General features: G+C 49.3%; 5 protein-coding genes. All 5 read right to left on the bottom strand.

Annotation, left to right across the window (positions count from 1 at the left end):
- Positions 1–120: 120 nt before the first annotated feature.
- The 5 genes from VK541_RS11745 to VK541_RS11725 all read right to left on the bottom strand — a co-directional run bounded on the left by VK541_RS11745 (position 121) and on the right by VK541_RS11725 (position 8,989).
- Positions 121–3,552 carry a TonB-dependent receptor gene (locus VK541_RS11745; RefSeq protein WP_324370252.1) on the bottom strand — a complete coding sequence of 1,144 codons (3,432 nt, stop codon included), beginning with the start codon at positions 3,550–3,552 and terminating at the stop codon, positions 121–123.
- 221 nt (positions 3,553–3,773) lie between these two features.
- The gene (locus tag VK541_RS11740) at positions 3,774–4,946 is read right to left on the bottom strand and encodes a FecR family protein (protein WP_324370250.1); all 1,173 of its coding nucleotides are present in this window, start codon (positions 4,944–4,946) and stop codon (positions 3,774–3,776) included.
- Between the two features lie 80 nt (positions 4,947–5,026).
- Complete coding sequence (locus VK541_RS11735; RefSeq protein WP_324370249.1) at positions 5,027–5,590, bottom strand: RNA polymerase sigma-70 factor; 564 nt, start codon at positions 5,588–5,590, stop codon at positions 5,027–5,029.
- 116 nt (positions 5,591–5,706) lie between these two features.
- Positions 5,707–8,310 carry an ABC transporter permease gene (locus VK541_RS11730; protein WP_324370248.1) on the bottom strand — a complete coding sequence of 868 codons (2,604 nt, stop codon included), beginning with the start codon at positions 8,308–8,310 and terminating at the stop codon, positions 5,707–5,709.
- Positions 8,297–8,989, bottom strand: a complete 693-nt coding sequence (locus VK541_RS11725) for an ABC transporter ATP-binding protein (protein ID WP_324370246.1) — start codon at positions 8,987–8,989, stop codon at positions 8,297–8,299. The genes VK541_RS11730 and VK541_RS11725 overlap by 14 nt, the downstream gene beginning before the upstream one ends.
- Between the last annotated feature and the right edge of the window lie 236 nt (positions 8,990–9,225).

The raw sequence follows: 9,225 nt of genomic DNA, 5'->3' as shown, positions 1-9,225 counted from the left end.
CCTCCACCTTAGACTGGGTTGGAAGCGCGTTGAGTTCCTTCTTGCAGGACAACTGTGCTCCTGCCGCAGCAACACACAATATATATAAGAATAATTTCTTCATGATCTAAGTTTTAATAGTTAAAATCCTAAACGAACGCCAAATGTGTATGACTTTACTGTCGGATATGTGCTCACATCCCTTCCCCCGCCAATCACACTGCTTGGATCGTCACTTACCTCAGGATCCGGCCCCGGATATCTGGTAACAGTAAACACATTTGTTCCGGTAGCATACACGCTCAGGCTGCTGATCTTCAGTTTCTGTGCTAGCTTCGCAGGCAAGGCATACGATAAGGAAAGCGACTTCAGTTTCAGGTAAGAAGCGTCGTAGATGTTTTCATCTGTCAGGAAGGAAGTTTCGTTAAAAAGGTAACGTGGTCTCTTCGAATCCGGTTGCTCAGGAGTATAATGGTCAAGCACCCGCACACCCCTGTTGGTCAGACTGTTTACATTCATGTCGGCCACATCTTTTTGATACATCAGTTTGCCGCCATAAGCAAAGGTAAACAGAGAAGTCAGGCTAAAACGTTCATAGGAGAAAATGTTGGTATAGCCACCAAAGAACTTAGGTGTGGCCCTGCCGATGATTTCCTGTTTCCAAAGCCCGGTTTCATCAAGTGCATAAGACATATCGCCAACGTTTACCAATGGCTGGAAATAGATGTAATAAGCAAAGGCTTTTTTGTAAGCATCAACTTCCTCCTGTGTTTTCAATAATCCTGCAGAAACACGGCCGTACAGGAGGCCCAGCGGCTGGCCCTCCTGTACAATGCTCGTACCGAGATTCAGCGTATTTCTATCGTTAGGGTTAGAGAACGGGCCGCCATCAATATTCAGCACCTTGGAGATGTTCCTGGAAATATTAATTGCGCCGTTCCAGCTAAATTTCTCACCGCGGATGAAATCACCATGCAGGTCGAGTTCCAGACCACGATTCCTGATCTTCGCAATGTTATAAATGACGCTGGTATATGACGAGCTTGGCGCCGGTGTCAGGTTGAGCAGCGCTCCGTCGGTGATCTTGTTGTAATAGCCAAAAGTTCCGCCCAATCTGCCTTTAAAAAAAGTAAAGTCCAGTCCCAGATCCTGTTGTGTTGTCGATTCCCACTTGATGTTCGCGTTGCCCAGCTGTGAGGGTACCAGCGCATTTGTTCCGGCATAAGAGTCAGGAGAATACAAGGTGCGCCACAAATGGTCACCAATGTTCTGCGTTCCTGTTCGTCCTGCACTCGCCCTGATCTTGATCTCATCGATCCAGCCGACCTCTTTTAGGAAGTTTTCCTGGGAAATCCTCCAGGCGATTGCCCCGGAAGGAAAATAACCTACATGATTCTCCGGAGAGAACTTGGACGAAGCATCAGATCTTCCGGTGAAGGTCAGCAGGTATTTATCCCTGAATACATAATTGGCCCGCAGATAAAAGGAAAGCAATGAGTTCTGGCTAGCGGGATTAGCTCCCCTTACTGCAACTGCAGTTGCCGCAGAGCTCAGGTTGTTTAAATAGCTGTCATCAGGAAACCCGCGGCCCGTGGCAGAGAAAAAATCCATTTTATTGTTTTCCCATGAAGTACCTGCCAGTACATTCAAACGGTGGTCTTCATTAAATTCTTTGTTCCAGGTCAGCGTGTTTTCAATAAAAGTACTGAGTGTACTGGAGTTGGATTGCGAACCCAATCCGCCCTGCGAGCTCTCCCTGCCATAAAAGCCACCGATCTCCACATAGCTCGGCGTATAATTGAGCTGGTTATAAGCGCTGTGATTTACCGACACTGTACTTTTAAATTTCAGGTCTTTTAAAATGTCGTACTCAGCAGACAAAGATCCCATCAGGGTATAATCCTTAGCCTTGTTAGTTACAGTGGTCAGCGCCAGCGGATTTTGATAACCCCTGTAATCCGAACTCAGGGCCCCCAGTGCGGAATAACTCCCGTCTTCGTTAAAAGGCGCGAATGTTGGCGGCGCGGTCAGCGCCTGTCCGTATGCCCCGTCCGTCACATTTGTTTGGGTAAAACCATAGTTCAGGTTGGTGATCACCCTGAACCTGTTGCTGATCTCATTGTCCAGGCTGATCTTACCCGAGATCCTGTTGAAGTCCGTACCGATGATGGTCCCGTCCTGTTTGGTATAATTTAAGGAAGTATAATAGCGTGAGCCTGCACCCCCGCCGTTAACGGCGATGTCTGCATTCTGGCTAAACCCTGTTCTCAGGATCTGATCAAGCCAGTCTGTATCCGCGTTTCCGAAAAAAGAAGCATCGTTTATAATGCCCAGCGCCTGTATTGCCGCAGATGTGGTCAGGCTCAGGTTCAGGCGTTTACGCTCATTGATATAATTGGTTGCCGCTTCTTTTAGGGTCGACTTGTATTGCTCAGCGTTCAGCACCTGTTCTTTGATCGGCTTGTTAAAGCCCGCATAATAATTTACATTCAGCTGAGGCTTGCTGTTTTGCCTGCCCTTTTTCGTGGTAATGATCACCACCCCGTTGGCCGCCTTCGAACCATAGATCGCAGTGGCAGAAGCATCTTTTAAGATGTCGATACTTTCAATATCCGAAATGTTCAGGCCCGCAAGGTTATTCAGCCCTCTGGCAAATGAACCCGCAATACTATTGTTAAAGTCTTCCCCATAATTGGCTGCCTCAATCGGGTTCACAATATCCGATTGCGCATTGATAAAGCTGTTGCTCACTACAGTAGGTATTCCGTCTATCACGTACAGCGGGTCGTTGGTACCCAGTAATGAGGCGCCACCGCGGATCCTGATCCGCACCGCACCGCCCGGAGAACCATCGGCTTTGATCACCTGGACACCGGAGGCTTTGCCCGACAGGGCGTCATCAACACTCATGAATGGCATGTCTTTAATTTCGCTGGTCTTTACTGAGGAAACCGACCCGGTCAGGTCCTTTCTCCTGGTACTGCCGTAGCCCACCACAACCAGGTCGTTCAGTCTGTTTACATCAGCATCCAGGGTGATCAGCATCATTCCAGCAGTGGCGGGCACTTCCTTAGTTGCATAACCTACATAAGACACAACCAGTATAGAACCAATTTCAGGCACATTGATTGAAAAAGCACCTTCTTTATTGGTCACTACTGTTTTGTCCGAACCTTTTACTTTGATGCTGGCCAGGTATACCGGTTTATCTTCCGCATCCCTGACCATTCCCCGGATCATCACCTCAGCCCGCTGCGATACAGCAGGCAAGGATGTTCTTTCCTTTTCTTTGACCAGAATGGTCTTGTCCAGGATCTTATAGGTAAAGGGCTGTCCACCAAAGATCTGGTCCAGCACCACCGTAATGGGCGCGTTGATCAGACTGAGTGTTACCCGGTTGGATTTCTCCAGCAGCTGCGAATCGTACAGCAATTGAAAGCCGGTCTGCTTCCTGATCAGTTGTAATATTTTTTTAAGCGGAGCGTTCGTTTCAGAGAGTGTTATGCCTTGTGAGTATCCTGCCGCTGATACATGAAGACAGCAGACAGTGATGAGTATCGTGGTTAGTTTCATAATTAAAATCAGTTTAGATTTTAAATAGTCTGAATGCCCGGCCAAATTGTTATCGCCTTGGGATTCCTTGCATAGAATCTTGAAATTCATACATTTGTAAAGTTAAGGTTGGTTCAGTTGATTGATTGCTAATTGATTGCTGTGGTGTGCCTTAATAGAACCGTCTGCGTTCCCGCGCAGCCGGTTTATTTTTTTTATGGCGTGTATAAATGTTACATAGGCTATTCGTTTATAATTTTTATGTTGTTGTGCTCTACTTTAAATTTGATGCGTCCGGTCTCTTCCAGCATTTTCAGCACTTTGGAAAGATTGACATCCCTTGAAATAAAACCGGTAAAAAAACGATCAGCAGGCACATTGCTGTAATCGATATCTACGTTATACCAGCGTGCCAGCTGCTTCATGATGTTAGGCAGATCCGTATCGTTAAACAGGAAGTTCCCATCCTTCCAGGCCGTGACCATTTCCACATCCGCATCTTCCACACCGATCCGCTGTCCCAGCGTACACTGCTGTCCCGGCTTGATCACCACAAAGTCCCTGTTTCCTTTTTCCGATCTCGATCCCAAACGGCGTACCAGTACAGCACCCTGCAGCAGCGTTGTCCGGGTAGCAGGCTCATCCGGATAACTGTTGATGTTGAAATGCGTTCCCAGTACCAGCACATCCTGCTTTTCGGTCTTTACAATAAATGGAAGCTTCTTATTGTGGCTTACTTCAAAATAGGCCTCCCCAACAAGTTCGACCCTTCGTTCCTTTAAATTGGCAAAAGAAGCCGGGAACTTTAAAGAGGATGCTGCATTCAGCCATACTTTGGTGCCATCCGGCAGATTGATCTGGTACTGTCCGCCCATTGGCGTAGACACCGTATTATATATCCCGCCTGCCTGCGCCGGATCACCCGGGTCAGATGATTCCATAACCGTATACACCAGCTGCCCGTCTTTTGTTTTTTTAACCGAGATTCCGCTCTCCTGCGCCAGCTCACCGTTTAGCGCGTCAGTCAAAGCAATCCGGGTACCGTTGCCCAGTGTAAGCACCGCCTTGTTGCCGCCCGGAGCCACATCATGACTGGCCAGGTCAGCTTCCATGCTGCGTTGGGTGTTCAGGTAAAATACCAGTCCGGCAGAAAGCAGCAGTAATACGGCCGCTGCCGAAGCCATCCGCAAATGTCTTTTCCAGAAAGGAATAACGACCGCAGGTCTGATCTGCTGATGGATCCTCTGTTTCAGCCTGGCAGATACACGGCCCTGGTCACCCATCTCCTGCTCGTCCCACATTTCGCCTGCCTGCTGGTAAGCCGCATAATAACGGTTATACAGTGCAACCTCGGTATCCGATGCCTCACCGTCACTTACTTTTCTGACCAGATCACGAAATTCTTCTTTATTCATTTTATGGCTTTATATCAGTAAGGCACTTATCAAAGCCCCGGCACCCACGCCAAATGAAAATAAATTTAAGACTTCTGTTTTTACAACAGACTTACGAAGACAGAAAGCTTCCCCAGATTGAGTTTTAACCTTTTCAGCGCCTTATTAATTTGATTTTCTACTGTTTTTTCAGTGATCCCCAGGTATTCTGCAATTTCCTTATTGCTCATGTGCTGATTTCTGCTCAAATTGAATACTTCCTGGCAGCGTTCGGGCAGCTCCAGCACAAATTGAGCAATCATTTCCTTCAGTTCCTTTAATTCCAGAGCCTCATCCGGAAAATCAGCATCCAGTTCAATCTTCGGGATCCTGTCGTAAAAAGACTCCCTGACCTTCCCGTTGCGGATGTAATTGGCCACCTTATATTTCACGGCAACCAGCAGATAAGCCTTTACAGACCTGAAGGAAATGTCTGCACGGTGCTCCCAAAACCAGACAAAAACATCCTGGATCACATCCATGCAGGCATCTTCATCCCTTAAAACATTAAAAGCGGCACGGTACAACAAAGACCAGTACCGCTCGTATATTTCATTGAACGCAGCATCGTCGCCGGCCAAAAGTGCCATCAATTCATTGTCGCTGAGCCTGCTGTAAGCAATCATTTGTTTGTCCCCTGACCGTAAAGCTAAGGAATATTTTAACGGCAAGCAAAATGCCTACTAATTTAGTATACTATAAAGCGCTTTAATGTAAAAACAAAATCTTTCTGCCATCAGCATCAGCGCTTCAATGCGCTCCTGCTGCTCAGCACCCCGGTAACCACGACCATTGCGGAGATGACCAGGAAAAACAAAATTACCGGCCATACAGGCGGGTTAAAGCTTGCTGCAAAGACAAACTTAGCCAGCGCCCAGCTGCCACCCAGCGCAAGCAGCATCCCTGCCCCTGTAGCCACTACTGCCAAAAACAGGTATTCTACCGCAGTGATCACCAGAATCTGGTTCCGGCTGGCACCCAATGTGCGCAGCAGCAAACTTTCCTGCAGCCGCTGTGCCTTGCTGGTCAGTACCGAAGAGATCAAAACGATCCAGCCCGTCAGCATGCTAAATGCCGCCATAAACCGGATCACAAAACTGATCTTCGACAGCAGCTCATCCAATACCTTCAGGATCAGCTTCAGGTCCAGCACCGAAACATTGGGAAAACTACGGACTACGGCACCCTGGTATTTTGCGGAGGCCTCATCGCCCGAAACCCTGGTCATCAATACATGAAACTGCGGAGCTTCCTCGAGCACACCCTTCGGGAACACCACCCTGAAATTGGTCTGCATCCGGCTCCAGTTGACCTCCCTGATGCTCCCCAGTACCGTCGGGATCAGCATGCCCTGTACATTAAACACGATCTTGTCCCCGATCTCCGCACGGATTCCCCTTGCATAATTTTCTTCCAGGGACACGTATACAATTCCATCCCTGCCTACCTTACCATGCCATTTTCCTTTGATTACCTTTTCCGCAGCAGTCAGCGTATCCTGGAAAGTAACCCGCAGTTCGCCCCTGAAAGCCCGCTGGGAAGGTTCGCCCCTGCCCATTCCGCTGCCCGGCCGGCTCTGAGGCCCCTGGTCTGCATCTGCCTTCTTCGGTTCCTGATTTGCAGCACTATCCGCCGCAGCAAGATCAGCGGCCGTCCTGCCGTTCATCTCTTCAATCCGTACCGTAATGATCGGCACCTGGTTCATGACCGGCAGGTGATGTGCCCTGGTGAGCTGCGCAATGCCCTCTTTTTGCTCAGGCTGAATGTCAAATAATACCATATTTGGCTGGTTTGCCCCCGATGATATGGTGACCCGGTTGATCAAAATGCCTTGCACAAAAAACAAAGTAGCGATGAACAAGGTCGACAGTCCTATAGCTACCGTCAGCACCATAGTCTGGTTGTTTGGCCGGTAAAGATTGGCGAAACCCTGTCTCCACAAATAGCTCACAGCATCCGGCAGCGCTCCGCGCAATAACCACATCAGCAATTTGGACACTGCAAACAACAGTAAAAAAGCAAGTAACACACCTCCGGTAAACATCGATGCCTCCATCCAGCCGCCCATCTGCAGCCAGGCAAAGCCCAGTACAAAAAGCACGATGAACAGATATACCAGCCATTTCAGCGGATCAGCGGCTCCCGCCGAACGTTCAAAAGACCTCCTCAATGCATTCAAAGGCGAAATACGCCGTACCGCCAATAAAGAAGGCAAAGCAAACAATATGGCAATCACCAAACCCAAAACAAGGCCCTGCCCTATCGCCGGCCAGGAAACCTGCATGGTCAGTTCCACAGGTATAAAGTCTTTCAATACAGCGGGCAGCACAAACTGGACGGCTGTCCCCAGGAAACTGCCGATCACCGCACCGATTAAGCCGATAAAAGCGATCTGGATCAGGAAGATCAAAAAAGCCTCCGAAGCTTTTACGCCCAGACAGCGCAGCGTCGCAATGCTGTTCAGCTTCTCCCCGATGTACACATGAATGGCACTGCCCACACCGATACAACCGAGCAGCAGGGCAATAAAACCAGACAGTGACAAAAACCGGTTCACGTCCCGGAAAGACCGCCCGGTATCCGCTTTCCTGCTTTCCACAGTCTCCGTATCCAGGCCTTCCTTGTCCACCACAGGCTGTATCTTTTTCAATACCCGGTCCACCTGCGAAGGGTTCTTATACTTGAAATAATATTTATACTGGATGCGGCTGCCGATTTTGGTCAGCCCGGTCGCTTCCAGGTATTTTAACGGAATATACACAATGGGAGCCACCGTAGATGACAAGCCCGTCTGCCCCGGTGCTTTGTCCAGCGCCCCAGCGATTTCGAAGGTCAGCGCCCCCACTTTAATAGAATCGCCTGCCTTTGCATTGTACTGGAGCATCACCGTCCTGTCGACCAAAGCCCTCCTTTCGTTCCTGAATCGGGAAGCCGCGGCAGCAGGCGTAGTTTCTATCACACCATAATACGGATATCCTCCCTCCAGCGCCCGCACCTGCACCAGCCGGCTGCCCTGGTTTTTTACAAAATACAGCATCGAAGCAAAACTCCGCTCCGAAGAACGCTCGTCACCCAGTGTGTCCAGCATGGCCTGTGCTTTTTTACTGACTGGTTTTCTCGTATCCAGGATCAGGTCCGCACCCGTCAGTTCTTTGGCCTGGTTGTCAATGTCCCGCAATAAATTGTCCTTGAAAGCATAAACCGCCACCAAAGCCGCAATGCCCACCACAATGGCTGAGATGAACAGCAGCAAGCGAGACCTGCTGCGGCGGCTGTCGCGCCAGGCCATTTTAAACAACCAGCCTATATCTGCCGATCTGCCGTTCAGTACCCTAAACTCCTGCATAAGTATCCGCTATAACCGCCCCGCTTTTTAATTTGATGATCCTCGAGGTCCTGGAAGCCAGGTCCATATCGTGCGTCACGATGATCAGTGTCGTGCCGGCCTCCCGGTTGAGATCAAACAGCATCTTCTCTATCCTTTCCCCGGTTTCACCATCCAGGTTTCCCGTAGGCTCATCGGCAAAAAGCACCGCCGGGCGGTTGGAAAAAGCACGTGCCAGTGACACCCGCTGCTGCTCCCCGCCCGACAACTGGACCGGGTAATGGTGCGAGCGGTCTGCCAGACCCACCTTGTCCAGGAGTTCCATAGCCCTCGCTTTTACCTCTTTTTGTTTGCGCAGCTCCATCGGCACCATCACATTTTCCAGTGCGGTCAGCGTAGGCATGAGCTGGAAGTTTTGGAAAATAAAGCCCACGTACAGGTTCCGTACCGCAGCACGCTCATCTTCCGTCAGGCCATCCAGTTTGATGTTGTTGAGTGCCACACTCCCTGAACTTGCCTGGTCGAGACCAGCACAAATGCCCAGCAAGGTAGTCTTGCCGCTGCCCGAAGGACCTGTAATGGCTACCGTGGTCCCTTTCTCAATCGAAAAATCAATTTCTTTCAATACCAAAAGCTCCTTTCCGGCGCTTTTATAAATTTTACTGACTTGCTGGACTTCAAGGATGGTTTCGGCGGACATAGAAAAAAAGATTTTAAACTTAACGCTGGATTTACCTGTTAAATATACAAGGTTCAACAAGTATTCCCTACTTTAGACCTACAGATTGCAGCTATGTTACGAATGAAGATAATGCCACTATTGATCCTTGCAGCCATTATTTCGGGTTGCGGCAATGAACAGAAAAAAGGTGCCGAAAGCGGGAAACTGGCCGCAAACCCTGACACAGCCGCCGCTGAAGGCACAGCAGCAGGTGC

This window comes from Pedobacter sp. (assembly GCF_035317785.1).
Classification (GTDB): Bacteria; Bacteroidota; Bacteroidia; order Sphingobacteriales; family Sphingobacteriaceae; genus Pedobacter.
The sequence above is the reverse complement of the archived record's forward strand: the minus strand, read 5'-3'. Positions and strand labels throughout refer to the sequence as shown.

What these genes read in the sequence shown, in the direction of transcription:
- VK541_RS11725 (WP_324370246.1), bottom strand. Translation starts at nt 8,989, where the DNA reads ATGTCCGCCGAAACCATCCTTGAAGTCCAGCAAGTCAGTAAAATTTAT.
- VK541_RS11730 (WP_324370248.1), bottom strand. Translation starts at nt 8,310, where the DNA reads ATGCAGGAGTTTAGGGTACTGAACGGCAGATCGGCAGATATAGGCTGG.
- VK541_RS11740 (WP_324370250.1), bottom strand. Translation starts at nt 4,946, where the DNA reads ATGAATAAAGAAGAATTTCGTGATCTGGTCAGAAAAGTAAGTGACGGT.
- VK541_RS11745 (WP_324370252.1), bottom strand. Translation starts at nt 3,552, where the DNA reads ATGAAACTAACCACGATACTCATCACTGTCTGCTGTCTTCATGTATCA.
- VK541_RS11735 (WP_324370249.1), bottom strand. Translation starts at nt 5,590, where the DNA reads ATGATTGCTTACAGCAGGCTCAGCGACAATGAATTGATGGCACTTTTG.